Annotated in this window: 11 protein-coding genes and 3 pseudogenes; 7 read left to right on the top strand and 7 right to left on the bottom strand. The window is 61.8% G+C overall.

The genetic code is table 11. The features are described from left to right. Both IQ16_RS40665 and IQ16_RS40670 read left to right on the top strand, forming a co-directional pair. A partial coding sequence (locus IQ16_RS40665) for a transposase (protein ID WP_488226083.1) occupies window positions 1-348 on the top strand: 348 nt, incomplete at its 5' end. Window positions 349-585: 237 nt separating this feature from the next. Further along, complete coding sequence (locus tag IQ16_RS40670; RefSeq protein WP_011091019.1) at window positions 586-864, top strand: HU family DNA-binding protein; 279 nt, start codon at window positions 586-588, stop codon at window positions 862-864. On the opposite strand, the gene IQ16_RS46130 is transcribed toward IQ16_RS40670, so the two are convergent. Further along, the gene (locus tag IQ16_RS46130; RefSeq protein ID WP_018646329.1) at window positions 861-1,016 is read right to left on the bottom strand and encodes a hypothetical protein; all 156 of its coding nucleotides are present in this window, start codon (window positions 1,014-1,016) and stop codon (window positions 861-863) included. The genes IQ16_RS40670 and IQ16_RS46130 overlap by 4 nt on opposite strands. A 1,318-nt stretch (window positions 1,017-2,334) precedes the next feature. Here IQ16_RS46130 and IQ16_RS40685 point away from each other — a divergent pair. From IQ16_RS40685 to IQ16_RS40695, 3 genes are all read left to right on the top strand, one after another. After that, entirely contained in the window at window positions 2,335-3,810 is a 1,476-nt protein-coding gene (locus IQ16_RS40685) for a coproporphyrinogen-III oxidase family protein (protein ID WP_016842696.1), read from the top strand. Next, window positions 3,807-5,018 carry a hypothetical protein gene (locus IQ16_RS40690; protein WP_011091015.1) on the top strand — a complete coding sequence of 404 codons (1,212 nt, stop codon included), beginning with the start codon at window positions 3,807-3,809 and terminating at the stop codon, window positions 5,016-5,018. Before IQ16_RS40685 ends, IQ16_RS40690 begins: the two co-directional genes overlap by 4 nt. A gap of 82 nt (window positions 5,019-5,100) precedes the next feature. Continuing rightward, window positions 5,101-5,604 carry a GNAT family N-acetyltransferase gene (locus IQ16_RS40695; protein WP_011091014.1) on the top strand — a complete coding sequence of 168 codons (504 nt, stop codon included), beginning with the start codon at window positions 5,101-5,103 and terminating at the stop codon, window positions 5,602-5,604. A 413-nt stretch (window positions 5,605-6,017) separates the two neighbouring features. Here IQ16_RS40695 and IQ16_RS47595 read toward each other — a convergent pair. Next, window positions 6,018-6,512: pseudogene (locus IQ16_RS47595) on the bottom strand (transposase); the annotation flags it as partial. Window positions 6,513-6,521: 9 nt separating this feature from the next. On the opposite strand from IQ16_RS47595, the pseudogene IQ16_RS47010 reads away from it, so the two are divergent. Next, a pseudogene (locus IQ16_RS47010) lies at window positions 6,522-6,750 on the top strand (ISL3 family transposase); the annotation flags it as partial. Between the two features lie 174 nt (window positions 6,751-6,924). Continuing rightward, complete coding sequence (locus IQ16_RS40710; RefSeq protein WP_018646330.1) at window positions 6,925-7,377, top strand: RNA polymerase sigma factor; 453 nt, start codon at window positions 6,925-6,927, stop codon at window positions 7,375-7,377. Between the two features lie 324 nt (window positions 7,378-7,701). Here IQ16_RS40710 and IQ16_RS40715 read toward each other — a convergent pair whose 3' ends face one another. The 5 genes and pseudogenes from IQ16_RS40715 to IQ16_RS47730 all read right to left on the bottom strand — a co-directional run. After that, window positions 7,702-8,631: a DUF2493 domain-containing protein gene (locus IQ16_RS40715; protein ID WP_011091010.1), complete on the bottom strand. Its 930-nt coding sequence runs from the start codon at window positions 8,629-8,631 to the stop codon at window positions 7,702-7,704. Window positions 8,632-9,354: 723 nt separating this feature from the next. Continuing rightward, window positions 9,355-10,257 (bottom strand): IS110 family transposase, encoded by a 903-nt coding sequence (locus IQ16_RS40725; RefSeq protein WP_018646331.1) that lies wholly within the window; start codon window positions 10,255-10,257, stop codon window positions 9,355-9,357. Between the two features lie 361 nt (window positions 10,258-10,618). Next, complete coding sequence (locus IQ16_RS40730; RefSeq protein ID WP_011091007.1) at window positions 10,619-11,686, bottom strand: DUF7146 domain-containing protein; 1,068 nt, start codon at window positions 11,684-11,686, stop codon at window positions 10,619-10,621. Then, a complete protein-coding gene (locus IQ16_RS47725) occupies window positions 11,686-13,746 on the bottom strand; it encodes a strawberry notch C-terminal domain-containing protein (protein ID WP_354267522.1) in 2,061 nt (686 codons plus the stop codon). The genes IQ16_RS40730 and IQ16_RS47725 overlap by 1 nt, the downstream gene beginning before the upstream one ends. Before the next feature lie 105 nt (window positions 13,747-13,851). Next, window positions 13,852-16,012 (bottom strand): annotated as a pseudogene (locus IQ16_RS47730) (strawberry notch-like NTP hydrolase domain-containing protein); the annotation flags it as partial. Between the last annotated feature and the right edge of the window lie 232 nt (window positions 16,013-16,244).

The raw sequence follows: 16,244 nt of genomic DNA on the forward strand, positions 1-16,244 counted from the left end.
TGTCCGATCGAGCGGGCCTATGTCGACAAGGGATACCGCGGCCACGACGCACAAAATCCCCGTCGCGTCTTCATCTCCGGCCAGAAGCGCGGCGTTTTCGGTGTCATCAAGCGCGAGCTGCGCCGCCGCTCCGCCATCGAGCCCATCATCGGACACCTGAAGGCGGAAGGCCACCTCGGGCGCTGCTACCTCAAAGGCCGCGCCGGCGATGCCGCCAACGTCGTCCTCTCAGCCGTCGGACACAACTTCCGCCGCATCCTCGCCTGGCTGAGATATCTCTTGTGCCTGTTCCTGGCCCAGCTATGGCGCACGCTCGCCCGGCCAGCCTCGATCAATCCGGCTTCTTAACGGACGACTAATTATGACGAGTTCGCTCCGGCCATCACCCAGAAGAATGCAGCCAATCGCCGGCTTGCGCGCCAGACCCGTTCGCGAAAGCTGCTCACGTAAGCCGAATCCATGGGATAATTCGCGCAAGCGGCCAGGCCGCGTCTTGACGTGGCTGCGATGCGCGCTCCTCTATGCTTAGAGCGCCGAGGCTGCGCGCAGCCAATTGCAACCGACATCCCCGAGGAACGTCACACCATGACCACCGCCACTGAAATCGCCGACGAGATCGCCAAGGCGTACAATCTGCCAAAGGCGCAAGCCAAGGCCATCGTGGACGGTGTCTTCAAGTCTATCGCCGATGCAGCAGCGAGCGACGCTGAAACCAATGTGCCGGGCTTTGGCAAGTTCAAGGTGAAGCACACCCCGGAACGCGAAGGCCGCAATCCCTCGACTGGCGCGACGATCAAGATCGCGGCGGCGAAGAAGCTGACGTTCGCCCCGGCCAAGGCCCTCAAGGATGTGCTGAACGGCTAAAGGCAGGAGCGCAGGCCGGCCCCCTTGTCCGAGGGTTCTCGATGCGAGACGGGCCGTGCCTTGACGTTGAAGGCGAGCGTGCGGATCGGACCGGTCAACTCGTTGTTGCCGGTCTTCCGGAAGATGCTGATGGTCGCCACGGTGTCCTCCATGATCTCTGTTTCCGAGCTCGCACCATCGGCGCTAAAGCCGCGGTTAGCGCAGGCTCGATGATGAAGGCTTGGTGCCAGTCTGGATGCCTGGAGCGGCCCCACCGTCCTACCGATATCAGCCGCGCGTCAAGCGGTGTTTGGCTGGTCCGCCTGCGGCCATTCCGGTGAGTCGGACGAAGGCCGTGATGCTGACGGCAATGGCCCCGACGACCGAGAAAATCGTCTGCGAGGCGGGTGAAGGTATCGCTATCTGGGCGATTCCACGAGGCCCACCGCGATGCCGCCGTGCAGCGCTTAGTGGCGTCCGGGTCAGGGGATGATTGGAGCGATCTCGTCATCCTGTATAGCTATCAGCTCATCGGGCCCAAGCCGAGCCTTTGCAACTGTTCCTCTTCGATCGGGCAGTTTAGGGTTGCAGCCTTGGCGCCGCAGTCTTTCATGGTCAACTTCCCGGCTGCCAACGGATCGGTGGCCGCAACCGCGCAAGTTACGTGCCTGAATTCCTCTTCGTCGTCGTCGCTGCCTTCCTTGAAGATGGCGACCGTCGGATTGAGAGAGACTAGTCGCCGTCAGTCACGATAGGCGCTGCACAGGTGTGTCTGGTTCAAGCTCTTTTGTTCGAGACTGGACACCGAAGCGCAAGCCTCACCTCCTCGCGGTCCGGAGCGCGTGTTTGCGCCTGTTTTCAAGCAAGCGTTGCCCATCTTTGATGGCACGTCGCTTGCTGGAACACGGTGACCGATCCGCCCGACCGTGGCGGTCTCTCCGTCGTCGGCCCAGGGATTTAGATGAGACTTGCTCGACTGATCAGAATAAGTGCAATTGCCGCGACAACGTGGAGTTGGGGGCGGCCCGAACTTTGCCGGGCGCAACGCCGGAGTCGTTGCCGTCATCCAAATTGGCTGACGCTCAAGACGATCGGATCGACCTACCATTCGGCTCAATTAGTCCCGAGCAGGCCCGAACCAGTGTGGCTGGCTGGAGCTGTCATGCGGCATGCGGAGGATCCTGCAGGGGCAATCTCGGCATCGCCCAAGAGGCAAACGAGGTTTGGCGCCCTGCGAAAGTGGCGGCTGCGGAGAAAGGAGCGAAGGGAGGTCGCGCGAAAGCTTCGTGGCTCGGAGCGAATTCGCCGAGACCACCTCCGCTTCCAACACGTCTGTGGGGAGCGCATCATTCTCTCGACGAATGCTCGCGCCCGTCGGCGCCGCCGCGCGCACAATGTTCGCACCGACAGCGACATCCTTACGTCGTCGCCGAACGAACAGAACTGCCATCGCACCTTTGCCTTAACGCAAAATCCTAAGGAGCACGAAAGATGAGTACGCCGACCTATTCCGAGGCCCTGGAATTCGCGATCGACCGCTCGTACGACATCAACATTGACATGTTAAGGTCGCGCAATTTGCACCTCGACACGTTTAACGATTACCTGGTCGGCACATATCCCCCCCTTAAGGCCATGGGGGAGATCAATCCAGACATATTGTTGGATCGCATTGCGCCGTCGATTGACCTCTATTTCCACATCCCCTTCTGTCATCAGAACTGCACCTTTTGCCACTTCGGCAAGGAGATCAATCCTCCTCCCCGACGAGTCGAACGCTACTTGGCGGCCCTGGATAAGGAGATGAGTTGGTCAGACGCGGCGCTGGCCGGCAGCGCAATTGAGACAGCCTTCATTGGAGGCGGCACTCCCTCATTCTTGACGAACAATCAGCTCAAAGCATTGTTCGGTATGATTGGGAAGCGCTTTGACTTGTCCAATTCGGAGGTGAGTTTCGAGTTACATCCGTCTCTTGCCAAGCAGGCAGACGCTGCCGATCGCATATCTACTCTCCTTAAAGGCGGCGTAAACCGCTTCGTGCTGGGTGTTCAGACTCTAGATCGAGATATTTTGCGGATACTCAACCGCGGGCATGGTGTGGACGAGGTGATGCAAACCGTAAAGTTGCTGAAGGGGATGGGTGTCGAGAACCTGTCGCTCGACCTGATGTACGGATTGCCGCAGCAGACGCTCCGGAGCTGGTACGGCTCTCTGATCGGCCTCCTCGATATGGAAGTTGAAAAGTTCAATATATTTCCATTGATGTTCAAATCGACCGACCCCATAGCTCGTCACTTGGCGCGCGGACGATATCAATTCGCCGGGGCGAAGGAGCGCGTCATGATGCATTTTATGGCCGAGCATATGCTCACGAGTCTCGGCTACCGCCATGGACCGATTTTCTATTGGACTAAGATGTCGCAACCGCACTCCTTTCAACAAGCCCGAAAATACGATTCCTGGAACGATAATAATCTGGTCCCGTTTGGGGTCAGCGGATTTGGTTTCATGAGCGAGTGTCAGTTCTACAACGAAGTGGATTTGGATCGCTACTTGTCCAGGGTCGAAGCGGGCGAGAAACCGGTGTGGAAAGGCGTCGTCCTATCGCAGGATGATCTCATGCGCAGGACGTTAATGTTCGCCCTGCGAAGCAGCGGCGTGTTGCTCTCCCGCTTCGAACGGGAATTTGGCGTATCCCTTGAAGTATACTTTGCTCGCGAGCTAAGGGCCTTGAAGGAGGCAGGACTCATCTGCATTTCGAAGGATGGCGTCCTTTCGTTAACTGATGCCGGCACTATCAATTCGGGTGCAGTGTCACTGCTGTTCTTCTCGAATAATGTGCTTGAGCAGGTCGCATACAATGACGGTCGGATAGCAGACAAACGAACGGATCTTATCGAAAAACATGATTACTCGCCGGCGGCGAGATACGGCTCAAGTGTTCAGATGAAAGAGGTCTTTCAATGACATCGGTGGTGCGCCCGACTGCGGTCGATAGTGGTTCGCCAGTCGCCCCTGAACGGTCGCCCAACCGTTCGGAGGACATTTTTTCTCATCTAACTGATAGCATTGATCGAAGTGAACGAAAGCGTCCGCTTGGACCAGTGAGCAACTTTACCGTCGAACAACTGCCGCATTGTGTTGCGGAGATCCAACGTAGTGAACGACCAAATGGAGCGATAAAGGCGTTCGGGCGTAGCGTCAACGCAATGATTGGTGAGGCAGACTACAGCGGGCTGCTGTTGAGGCTGCCGCAGTGCGATTTCGAAATAGCCAAAACAGACATCCAGTATCTCGTCAATTGCACTTATCAGATGTCGGCCTTTGCCGGCCTCGATCCTTCTGACGCCGAATTGACCGTGGGAGCGGAATTAAGCCGCCTGGCGAGCTTGACGTGCCAGCGTCAGCCTAGCGTTGGTGTCCTCTCCTACGAAGACATGATCCTTACGAATCCGGTACAGAGCGACCCCCGCCTGTATTGCCTTGGCGCAGTTGGCGTCGAGGAGCGTGATTTTTGCGCCGGCCATCAACTGATCGAGAGCGAATTGCAGTCAGCAATGGATGCGCTGCTCGACTTGCGAGACTTAGGTGGCGCGGATGCTTCTCGATGTCTTACGCAATGCGTGGCGCGGCTTGAGTCCGCACAAGATGTTTTGACGCGTTTCGAGGACCATATGTCGCCAGAACTGTTCAGCCAGTTTCGCGCGTTCTACGGAAAAAATCCTTATAGGAATACGCTTGGTCCAAGCGGCCGTTTCTCGGCTCGCGTTGTCGCGGTCTCGGTTTTGCTGGTCGGCGAAGAGCTATTTCGTCAAAAACCTCAATTTTATTGGGATCTATATCGGCTGTCCGAATACTATCCGCAGACGAGCATTGGCAAGGTGTTCTGTTGGCTGTCGCCAGACAACAGGGATGCATGGCTCAAGCCAGCCTGGCTCGAAGGGAAAGCGGACTTTCCAAGGTCTGCAACCATTTCGCCCGTGGTCGAGCGCGGCGGCCGTGAAATCGAGAGACTACACGAGGCCTGTGTTTGCGCGCTGGACCGATTTACCCGGATGCATCGTCGTGCGGCCCTGAAGCACACGGTTGAGCCAGGTCGACCACTTGTCGGAGTTGAGGCGTCGGAGAGTATTGAGGTCGTGCTTTGCCAGCGGCTATTGACACTGCCTCCGTAGGCCGAGGATTAGTATCTGCTCGGAAGAACCCGGGATCGTGTCGGAGCACCGGCGTCCGATGCCAAAGGATAAAGTATCATAGATGTCTAAGGACGAAGTGATCTTTCGTCGGTTCGCGCCAGCGGACACCGATAATGTCTGGCATCTGCATACAACCGCGTCGCAGGATGTTGGTGTATGTAGTCCGGAAGGGACATGGGGCGATGATCTACGGAATATCGGGGAGGTCTACATCAAGTCAGGCGGCGACTTCATGGTTGCGCATATCGGTTCCGATTTCGCTGCCATGGGTGGCTTGAAACCGCTTGACAATGACGTCGTAGAATTGAAGCGCATGCGGGTCCATCCCTCCTTTCAACGACGGGGGCTTGGAAGACGGATTCTTCGTGAGTTGGAATCGCGAGCCGTTGCGCTGGAATTCAAGCAGATCGTGCTCGACACGACAACGATCCAGGTAGGGGCTCAAAGACTCTATGAGAGCACTGGCTATGTTCGCCGCAGAGAAGGGATACTGGACGGATATGCGGTGATCTTTTACGAGAAGCGGCTCACCGGTCGGGACGAGTTCTCTATGCCAGGTAAGTAAGGCTGGCAGGCGCGCCGGCCCCCAGTGCTATCGACGGCTTCCTAGCGCAATACTATCATTCGGCCCTTTAATTTGCAGTTCAATGTCAAGCAATCCTTCTGGATTCGCCTGCGGCACGACGGTAGCGCTCGCGCCGTTGGCCGGGGTTGTGGAGATGGTGCGAGCGCAGCTGATACATGATCGTCGGCCAAGCATTGCACGCGCCCTGGACCTGCGGATGCCATCGCTGAGATCATGGTCCTTTCCGAGGTCGCGCAGCACCTCATGATGAGGTCCGGGGCGGACGCCTCAACGTCTGCAGCGGAGTACGGTCGAGCCGCCACCAGCCGAATGAATGAACGAGGTCGTCACAAGCACCGTCCCAGCGGGACATCGCTAGTTCGGCGGACCGTACCAGGAGCTGACAAACCGGGTCAGGCTTCCTTCGCCTGACCCCAGTCGAACGATGTGCCATTGACCCAGATGCAGTGAAGAACTATGGCGATCTTCCGCGCAATGGCGACCTTTGCCTTCCTCATGCCGATCCGCTTTGCGAGCTTCATGCCCCAGGCGTTGAGGGAGGACCATTTCTTCGTTCGATAAAGCAGGACGGCCGCGGCTTCAAACAAGTAGGTTCGGGGAAGCCGGCCACCCCATCGAGAGATCTTGCCAATGGTTGCGCCGGGCTGACTGCGCCGCGGTGTAAGGTCCAGATAAGCGCCGACGGCTGATGCCGATCGAAGGTGGGATGGGTCATCAATCGTATGTCGGATCTTTAAGGCCGTCACCACGCCGACACCAGGAACCGTCATCAGGCGGCGTGCGGTCTCGTCCAGTTTTGCCAGTCCGCGGACTTCGTCGTCGATCTTGTGGATCAACAGCAGCGGGGATATCACGCCGAGCAGTGGATGATCGCCACTCAAGATCTCGCGACCTGATACGCCAGCATCATCTGTAACCTGGAAAGGCACCGGATCGTCACCCTGCTGCCGGATCCAAGCCCGGCTCGCCCTCATCCCACGATCGCGATCGCGGCGGGGGATATGGCGAAGCTGCGGCAAAGGCCCTGCCGCACGCGGTTCAGGTCGCAGATCGTTGATGGAGAACGCCAGTCGAGCCTTCCTCGATGCCGTCCACAAATCGATGCGCCAGATCCGCAGCGCAATCGGGGTCACCGTCTCCGAACACCATAGGCAATTACCGCGGCAAAAAGAGAGCCTCGGATTTGTGAGGCTTGCCCTGATATTATTCAGGAATTGCGATTCTTACGGTAGCTGACTTCCCGCCTACGACTGCAGCCTCGAGGTCGTCACGATTGTGCGAGCCTCAACAAAAACACGCATGCTGCCGGGAGGAGTTGGCTGGAACGACATCCTCCACGAGGCGATCGCACGCGTTCTCGACGGCTCGCGCCCCTGGCCGCCAGACGTACCCATTCTTGCGTTTCTGTCGGGTGTCATGCGCAGTATCTGCAACGACCATTGGCGGCGTGCGCGGCTCGAGCAAAGGCTGCTTGTGAGCCGAGATGATCCGGACCAGAGAAGCTGGCCCGGTGACGAGGCCGATGAGGAGCCCGATCCGGAGCGGATCCTGGCCGCCGCCCAGAAGTTGGCCAACGTCTATCGGCTGTTCGAAGCCGATCCCCGGGCGCTGAAGATCATTGCGGGCATGGCCGATGGCCTGACGGCCAGAGAAATCTGCAAGGTCCATGATATGTCCGAGCTCGACTACGACACGACGCGACGGCGGATGCGGCGCACCCTGCTGCGCCATCAACAAAACTGGAGTAAGTGACACGCTAGCACCCCAGTCTCGATCTGGCCCGCCTGCTCGGAGCGCTGAGCGAGGAAATCCTCGCCGCGAGCGATGAGGAGGTACGGCAGACCTCCGCTCTGCAAGGATGGACAATTACCAACACCGCCCTCGACGTCGGAGAGGTGATCAAGGCCGCGCGCGGGGACGAGAGTGGGGGCCTTGCTCGAAATTGTGATCTGAACGAAGATCCGAGCAAACCCGGTGCAAGGCTGCGGCCGACGCGTCGGGGCCGCAGCTCAAATCGCACAATCAGCCGCATTGAGCGAGCCGCAGGCTTCTAGCCGTTAGTGTTTGCGGCAGCGCTTACGCGCCGCCAAACCTCCAGACCGGGATGCCGAGCTTCTTCGCCTTGTCGGCCAGATTGTCCTGGATACCGGTACCGGGGAAGTGAATCACGCCGATGGGTAGCGTCTCCAGCATCGCATCGTTGCGCTTGAACGGCGCGGCCTTGGCATGCTTCGTCCAGTCGGGCTTGAAGGCGATCTGCGGAACCTTGCGATTGCCGGCCCACTTGGCGGCGATCAACTCGGCGCCCTTGGGGGATCCGCCGTGCAGCAACACCATGTCCGCATGCTTGGCGTGCACCTGGTCCAGCTTGGCCCAGATCAACCGGTGATCGTTGAAGTCGAGACCACCGGTCAGCGCGACTTTCGGTCCGGGCGGCATGAGCACCTGATTGTCGGCGCGCTTCTTCGCGACCAGGAAGTCGCGGCTGTCGATCATCGCGGAGGTCAGATTGCGGTGGTTGACCCTCGACCCGTTGCGCGGCCGCCAGACGGAATGGGTGTGGCGTTCGAACTCGTCGGCGGCCTGGTCGCGCATCAGCTCGAAGGCGTTGCGTCGCTCGATCAGTGTTTGACCTTCCGCCGTCAGGCGCTCCAATTCGACGGATTTCACCTCGCTGCCGTCCTGTTCGCGCTGGGAGCGCTGCTGGGCCAGTTCATTGCCGTCGAGCTCTCGTTCGATCCTGTCGCTGGCGCGGTGGAAGACGTTCACCGTCGACCAGAGCAGGTCCTCGAGGTCGGGCTCAAGACGGGTATCGGACAGCTCCACCACGAGGGCATCGAAGATGTCGACGATGCTGCCGGCGAGGACTCGCGCTTCAGGGAGCCGCCGGGGATCGGGCTCATCGTGGAAGGGACGGTAGCCAAAGAGCTGGAGTTCCTGGAGCACTTGGTCGGTTGGGGATGAGCTTTGGTGCGGCTCGAGATCGTCGTCGTGGTCGGTGGTCATTGCGGCTTTCCCTGGTCGGATCGACCGCGCCCATCGCGGCCTCACATGAGAGTTGTTTGGTCAAGGCAAGAATGAGCGGTGGTGAACTCGAGATTATTGTGGAGTACAAATCGGACGCTTGGTGCCGGTGTAGGAGCCATCTTCGCCGTGATTGAACGTACCGATCTGAGCCATTTTCGTTTCTCCTGACTGTTCCTCGAAGCCACCCGATGCGGTCTCGATGGCGGTCGAGAGGCGATGGACGGCCGGCTTGCACCCGGAGGGCCGCAGCACAGCGGAGGACGGCGATAGCCGAGCTTCTTGTCTCGCGAGGAAGGCGTGGCACACGCCGGGGAAGAAGGTCGGCGAAGCCGTTGCTGGCATAGGCCGGACAGCGCCAGACCAGCCAAGAGAGAGGCCGCACGGTGGCTTCGTCGGCAAGTCTGCCGAGAACGACGCTGGCATTGGGCGCACCTCGATATCGTCGGCGCTGCCCCTTACCGGCCTGCTTCCCGCTCTCGAACCCAAGGTCTGAGCCGATCTGCTGATCCGCGCCAATGCACGTATCAACCTCACATCCGGTCGCCGCGCATGCGGCCGCACCAAAATCCCGCCTACGGCGGCAAAGGCTCAAGAGGACGAGACCATTCTTCGTGACGGCGTGCGAGCCAAGCCGCGATCCGGTCGTCCACCCTGGTTCCGGGCGAGCTGATTAGGCCCGGACCGAACTGGGAAGCGATGTTGTCATGGCCGAACGATGGCGCCTTCGATCACAACTCCGGCGCTAACGTATTTCCACAGAGCCACGATGAGCTTGCGCGCCAATGCCGTGATCATGACTTTCTTGAAGCGGCCGCCATTCTGGGCGACACGCTCGTTGAACCATCGGCTGAGCGCCGAGCCGGGCTGATGACGCAACCAAAGCCAAGCCATCTCCAGCAGTGTGGAGCGCAGGCGCGTGTTTCCGGACTTTCCGATTCCTTGATCCCGGTCGAACTGGCGCTTCATATGCTGCGGGAGATCTCGTCCATCACCGGTTCGCACAGCCTCGAACCGCTCGCGCCGACCACGCCGGAGTGGATCGTAATCGGTGACGCCCTGCGAGAAGAGAAGGCCCTTGATTCGGTTGCTATGCTGGATTCGCTCCTGCATCAGCACCATGCGTTCGCGTGTTATGCGGCGACGGTCCTCGTCGTCGGGCGAGGGCACACGCAGCATCGAGCAAACACGCGGCTCGCCTCGCTCAAAGGCCAGCAAGGCTCGGATGAGGGTCTCTCCATCCAGCCGGTCTGTCTTGATCCGGCGACGACGCCGCGAAACTGCGATCGAGGCGGCGTCAACAATATGGCTCTCGTGCCCTTGGGCCTGCAGAACCCGATGGACCCAAAAGCCGTCGAGTCCAGCTTCTTGAATGACGATGATGGGATAGGATTGGTCGGTTCTGTCCAATGCCTTCTGCTTCAGTCGGGCGAGACGTTCCAAAAGCCCCGCAATGTCACCACCCATCACTGTGTGACGTGACAGCTTCTCCCCCGTTCCCGGCACCAGCGATGTGACGAGCCAAGTCTTCCGGCTCAATTCGACAGAGACGAAGATTGCGTTCAGTACTTTGTTCGTCGTCTTGTTAGCATCTCCATTTAATTTCATCTGATCGCTCCCTTTTCGACGATTGGCAATGCCGATCGTATCGAAACGGACCGCCGTCGCCACTCATAGGATCTTCATGGCGACGAAAGCGGCGGGCGGAACGGACTTGCACCCGCAGCGCAGCGGAGGGCCGGAGCGTTAGCGGAGGAACGAAGGGGGCCGACTATTTTGCCTCGCGATGTAAAGGCGGCTCTGCCGCCGACGGAAAATAGTCGGTCCACGAGGTTGCCGGTCCGGGCCGCTTGCCGCCCGATCGCCCTCTCGGAAGGCCGTGGGGCGGTCCTCTCCGGCGCCGAGGGGAAGCAGGACCACCGGCCTCGCGATAACGAAGCGGCTGCGTCGCACCTCATCCCCGTTCCGGCTATGCCGCCAGCTCGATAAAGCGCGCGACGTCCTGCGCCGCGATCTGCACGCGGCTCGCGGCCCGAAGGGCGTCAAATCCGAGCAGACGAAGATCCTCGTTGAAGTCGCCAAGCCGTGGCGAGATCACGATCGCCTCGATCCCGGCCTCCTGCGCCCGATCGATCAAGGTCGCCATGGCGCCGTCACCGGCAGGATCGTCATCGCGGGCGATGTAGAGCCGGCGGAGCGTGTCCGGGAGAAGGATGGCTGAGAGATGCGCCGCCGATAGGGCCGCGACCATCGGCATGGTCGGCAGCACGCTGCGGAGCGACAGCATCGTCTCGATGCCCTCGCCGGCCGCCATGACCTCACCCGCTAGGCCAAATCGAACGGCGTGACCAAGCAGGTCGCCCATCGCCCGTTTCGGCGTGTCGATCAGCGCCTTGCCGAGCGTCGTCTCGCTGAAGCCTCCGGGGTCAAGCCAGGTGCGATGCGCGCCGGTCAGGTGGCCGCGGAGATCGGTGACGGCGGCGATCATCGCCGGCCAGGTCTCGGTCGCGCTGTGGTCGTCGGGCCTGTAGTAGCAACGTGGGTGAAAGCGCAGACTTCCGGTTTCGTGCAAAGCCGTAATGCCGCGATTGCGGAGATACGCTTCTACGAGTGTGCCTGCGATCGACTGAGACACGCCGAAGAGCCGCCGCGCCGCCTCTGGCGATCCGAGGGGCGCGGGCGACGTTCTCGACCGGAGGCGATTTGGCGCAGGCTCCGGTTCTGGACGCGGCAGGCTCAGAAAGCGTCGTGCCTCATTGGCGACGTCGCGAAAGTTCGTGAAACAGCAGCTCTCGCGGATCACGTCGAGGAGATCGCCATGCTCGGCCGAGGCAGCATCTCGCCAATGCCCAGCGGCGCCGGGTCCGGATTCCGGTCCGCTGAGCCGGACGAACATCGACCGGCCGGGCGTATTGCGGACGTCGCCCACCGTCCAATATCGGCCCTGGCGCCGCCCGTTGGACAGGTAATGGCGGCACACGGCCTCGGCGTCACGCGCAAGACGGCGGGCCAGTTCGGAGGCGTTGTCGCGGGCCATCAGGCGGCCTCCCGCTCGCCGATGCGCACGATCGGATAGTGGTCGAGCACCTTTGCCAACACGGCGGCGCCGGTCGCATCTGATGGCACGAACATGCGCAGCTTCCACGAGATGATTTCGCTGAAGAGGCCGTATGCGCGCAACCGGTCACGCATCACATCTGTAAAGCCGGACAGTTCGAAGCGATGGGCGCCCATCACGCGGACACGACGGAGCTGCAGATCCTCGGCGAGCTCAAGGACGGTGCGCCCCTCCATCAGCGCCGAGAAGGCTTCGTTCGGGGTCAAGCTGCAGGTCGCGGTCATGCAAGCGCTCGCGGCCCAAGCTGGCGAGACCCTGCGACCGATGATGCGCTCGCCAGCATCGGTCTGGAGCCGATAGACGCGCGTCGACTCGTTCGGCAACCGCTTCCAGATCGGCAGCAGCAGACCTGCGACGATGTGGAGCGTGCTCTCAGCGAACTCGGGAACGTCGACGACTTCGCCGTTCCATGCCGCGGCGAATGTCTCGCGATCCGTAGGCTGCCAGTGGCTCTCGTCCATCATCTTCATCGAAGCATGATGGTGCTCCATCGGACGAATCAGCCGCACCCGACTTTCGATCTCGCCGTCATCGAGCATGAAGCTCGGCGCCGGAATCTGCACCGCGGCGCGACCCGAGCGCTCGTTGACCAGCAGCACCGCCCGAGCATCGGCGAGATAATCGAGCGCTTGATCCAGCGTCATGGGACGGTTGCGCCGGCGTTCGGTGATCGTGAGCAGCCGGGTTTCCGCGCCGGTCGCAGGGTGCGTGTAGATCGGATGCCGACCGGTGACGACGAAGCTGTCGGCCTGTAGCGTCTCCAGGCCAATGTCGTAGACGCCGCTAGCAATGGCGCCTTCGACCTTGGCGTTCAGCAATTGCTCGAAGGCCGTGAACAGCAAAGCTTGCAGGCCTATCGTGAGCGCGAGCAGCCGGTTCAGGAACGTCGTGATCGGCGGTAGCTCGTCCTTGATGCCGTTTTCGTCGACGAGCTTCAGGCCCGTGGCGTCCTCGAACATCTCGAGCGAGCAGCCTTCGACCTTGCCGCGCACGAGCAGCAGGTAGAGCTGGCGCAGCGCATCGCGGGCGTAGTGGCTCTCGAGATTGTCCTCAGGCCGAAACAGGCCTTGGCCGCCGGTCTGGCGCTGGCCGCGCGTGATGGCACCCAGCGTGTCGAGCCGGCGCGCGATGGTCGAGAGGAAGCGCTTTTCCGCCTTCACGTCGGTCGCAATGGGGCGGAATAGAGGCGGCTGCGCCTGGTTGGTGCGGTTCGTTCGGCCGAGACCCTGGATCGCGGCATCGGCCTTCCAGCCCGGCTCGAGCAAATAATGGACCCGAAGCCGGCGATTCCGCGCCGAGAGTTCGGCATGGTAGCTGCGGCCTGTGCCGCCAGCCTCCGAGAAGACACGCACGCGCTTCAGGTCATCCATGAAGGCGGCGGTCTCTGCGAGATTGGCGGAAGCTGCACGGTTCTCGACGGTAAGGCGGTCACATCTGCGCACCACGCGCCGCGAACGGCCGGTCACTTCCGCCACGAGGTCCGTGCCGAAGCGCTGCACGATCTGGTCGAGCGCGCCGGGAACAGGCGGAAGCGACGCGAGCCGCTCGATCAGCTCATTGCGGCGGGCGACGGCCTCGCGGCTCTCGACCGGCTGGCCGTCGCGGAAGACGGGCCGCGACGAGAGATTGCCCTCGGTGTCGGTGAAGGGCTCATAGGCCTGCACCGGGAAGGAATGGGCGAGGTAATCCAGCACGTATTCGCGGGGCGTGATGTCCACGCGCACGTCGTTCCATTCCTCAGGTGGAATCTCGGCGAGCCGACGCTCCATCAGCGCCTCGCCGGTCGATACGATCTGGATCACCGCGGCATGGCCCTCGGCCAAGTCCCGCTCGATGGAGCGGACCAGGGTCGGCGTCTTCATGCTGGTGAGCAGATGACCGAAGAATCGCTGCTTGGCCGATTCGAAGGCCGAGCGCGCGGCCGACTTCGCCTGGCGGTTGAGCGTGCCGTTCTCACCGGTAATGTTGGCGGCCTCCATTGCCGCGTCGAGGTGATTGTGGATGACGCTGAAGGCAGCGGCGTAGGCATCATAGATCCGGCGCTGCTCGTCGGAGAGCTGGTGCTCGACCAGTTCATACTCGACGCCGTCGTAGGAAAGCGAGCGGGCGGTGTAGAGACCGAGCGAACGAAGATCGCGAGAGAGCACCTCCATCGCAGCGACCCCGCCCTCCTCGATCGCCTCGACGAACTCGGCGCGGGTGGCGAACGGAAAATCCTCGCCGCCCCACAGCCCGAGGCGCTGGGCGTAGGCGAGATTGTGGACGGTGGTGGCGCCGGTCGCCGAGACATAGACGACGCGGGCATTGGGCAGCGCATGCTGAAGACGCAAGCCTGCACGCCCCTGCTGCGAGGGCGCGACATCGCCCCGCTCGCCCTTGCCGCCACCGGCATTCTGCATGGCATGGCTCTCGTCGAAAATGATGACGCCGTCGAAGTCGGAGCCCAACCATTGAACAATCTGCCGGACGCGCGAAAGCTTCTCGCCGCGGTCGTCGGACCGCAGCGTAGGTTAAAAATAGGACGCCCTCGGCCAACCGGATGTCGTACCCTTGAGGGAAGCGCGAGAGCGGCGTGACCAACAGACGCTCCATGCCGAGCGCCGACCAGTCGCGCTGCGCGTCCTCGAGCAGCTTGTCGGACTTAGAGATCCAGACCGCCTTGCACCGGCCCTGGAGCCAGTTGTCGAGAATGATGCCGGCGGACTGGCGACCCTTGCCGGCGCCGGTCCCGTCACCGAGCATGAAGCCGCGACGGAAGCGGACGGCGTTCGGTGCGTCGTCGCGGGCGGCCGCGACGAGGTCGAAGGTCTCGTCTACCGTCCAGGCGCCAGCGAGATAGTTACCATGCGCCTCGCCAGCATAGATGACCGTCTCAAGCTGGGCGTCGGACAGAATGCCATCGCTGACGAGGTTTGCCGGCAGCCGTGGCCGATAGCTCGGCTTCGGCGGCGCGACCGAGGCCATCGCGGCCGACTGCACCAGCTTGGTCGGATGCGCCTGCGCACCGTGGATCCGGATCGATTGGAGCCGGTATTCTTCGTAGATGGCGTCGCTGAGGCGCGCGCCCTCGGGCGGCGCCCAATCTGTCGCCTCATAAGCGAGGTCGACGGCTTCGGGATCGGCGACCGACGCCTTAACCGGCTGTGCAGCGGCGCTCGCGAGATAGCCGCGCACGGTGCGACGCGCCGGCGAGGCTGACACGGGAAGCACACCGGTCGATGCGACGCTCAGACGAGGTGGAACGTGTTCGCCGATCCAGCGGAGCAGTGTCGCAACGTCGGGCGCCATTCCCGGCGACGCCGGGAACGCGCTCGGATCCGCGGCAGGCACTTTGTCGATGACGGTGAGACGCGTCTCGATCGTGGTGCCGTGCTTGGCATAGACCGCGCCGGCGATCGCCGCAGTGAACACCACGCGGCCGCGTTCCTGCAGTCGGGCGAAGGCGTCATGCCAGGCTGAGGCTTCGGGTGAGACGTTTGCGCCTGATATCGTGACCAGCCGGCCGCCATCGGCGAGACGCGCCAGGGCCGAGGCGATGTGACGGTACGCGGTGTCGGCCATCCGGCCCGAAACGTTTGCCATCGCCGAGAACGGCGGGTTCATCAGCACGAAACTCGGGACCACCGTGGGATCGAGGTGGTCGTCGATTTGGGCCGCGTCGAAGCGCGTGACGGAAACGGCCGGAAAGAGAGAAGAAAGTAACACGGCCCGGGTCTTGGCCAGTTCGTTCAGCACAAGCCCGCTGCCGGCAATCTCGGCGAGGATGGCGAGCAGCCCGGTGCCGGCGGACGGCTCCAGCACGCGATCCGCCGCAGTAATGGCGGCCGCAGTCAGCGCAGCCAGGCCGAGCGGAATCGGGGTCGAGAATTGCTGGAAGATTTCGCTCTCGGCAGAGCGGCGCGTGTGGGTCGGCAGAAGCCTTGCGATCTTTTCCAAAGCGGAAAGTCGTGAAGCCGCAGAATCAGCTTTGCGGAAGAGCGCCTTTCCGTATTTGCGTAAGAACAGGACGGTGGCGACCTCACAAGTGTCATAGGCCATCTTCCAGTCCCAGGCGCCCGTCGCATCGGATGCGCCGGAGGCCACTTCCATTGCGGCGCGGAGAAGCGCGGCGTCGATGCGTCGGCCACGCTCGAGATGCGGAAGGAGATGACTCGCGGCAGCGATGATGATACTGGCGCCCTCGGGAGCGCGAACAGGCGAGATCGGAGCGGCCGGGTCGGCCGCGATCGGGGAATGGTCATTCATGGAGGAAGCCTTCAGGAGAGCGGGAATGGGCGAGCCGATCGGCGCTCTCTCTGACCGCGCCGGCTCAAACCCGTCCCGGCCGTCCTCTCCCTCTCAGCATCAAGGCGGTGCCCGACATGAGAAACGGCGCCCCACCGGGTTGGCGGCGCGCCGTGTACAAAGCGTTCGTCAGTATCCGAACTGCCAGGACGGCTACGCCTGGCCTTCGTCAGCGGCGCCCGCTTCCGCGAGG

The sequence above is a fragment of the Bradyrhizobium huanghuaihaiense genome, from assembly GCF_007830635.1.
GTDB lineage: Bacteria > Pseudomonadota > Alphaproteobacteria > Rhizobiales > Xanthobacteraceae > Bradyrhizobium > Bradyrhizobium huanghuaihaiense.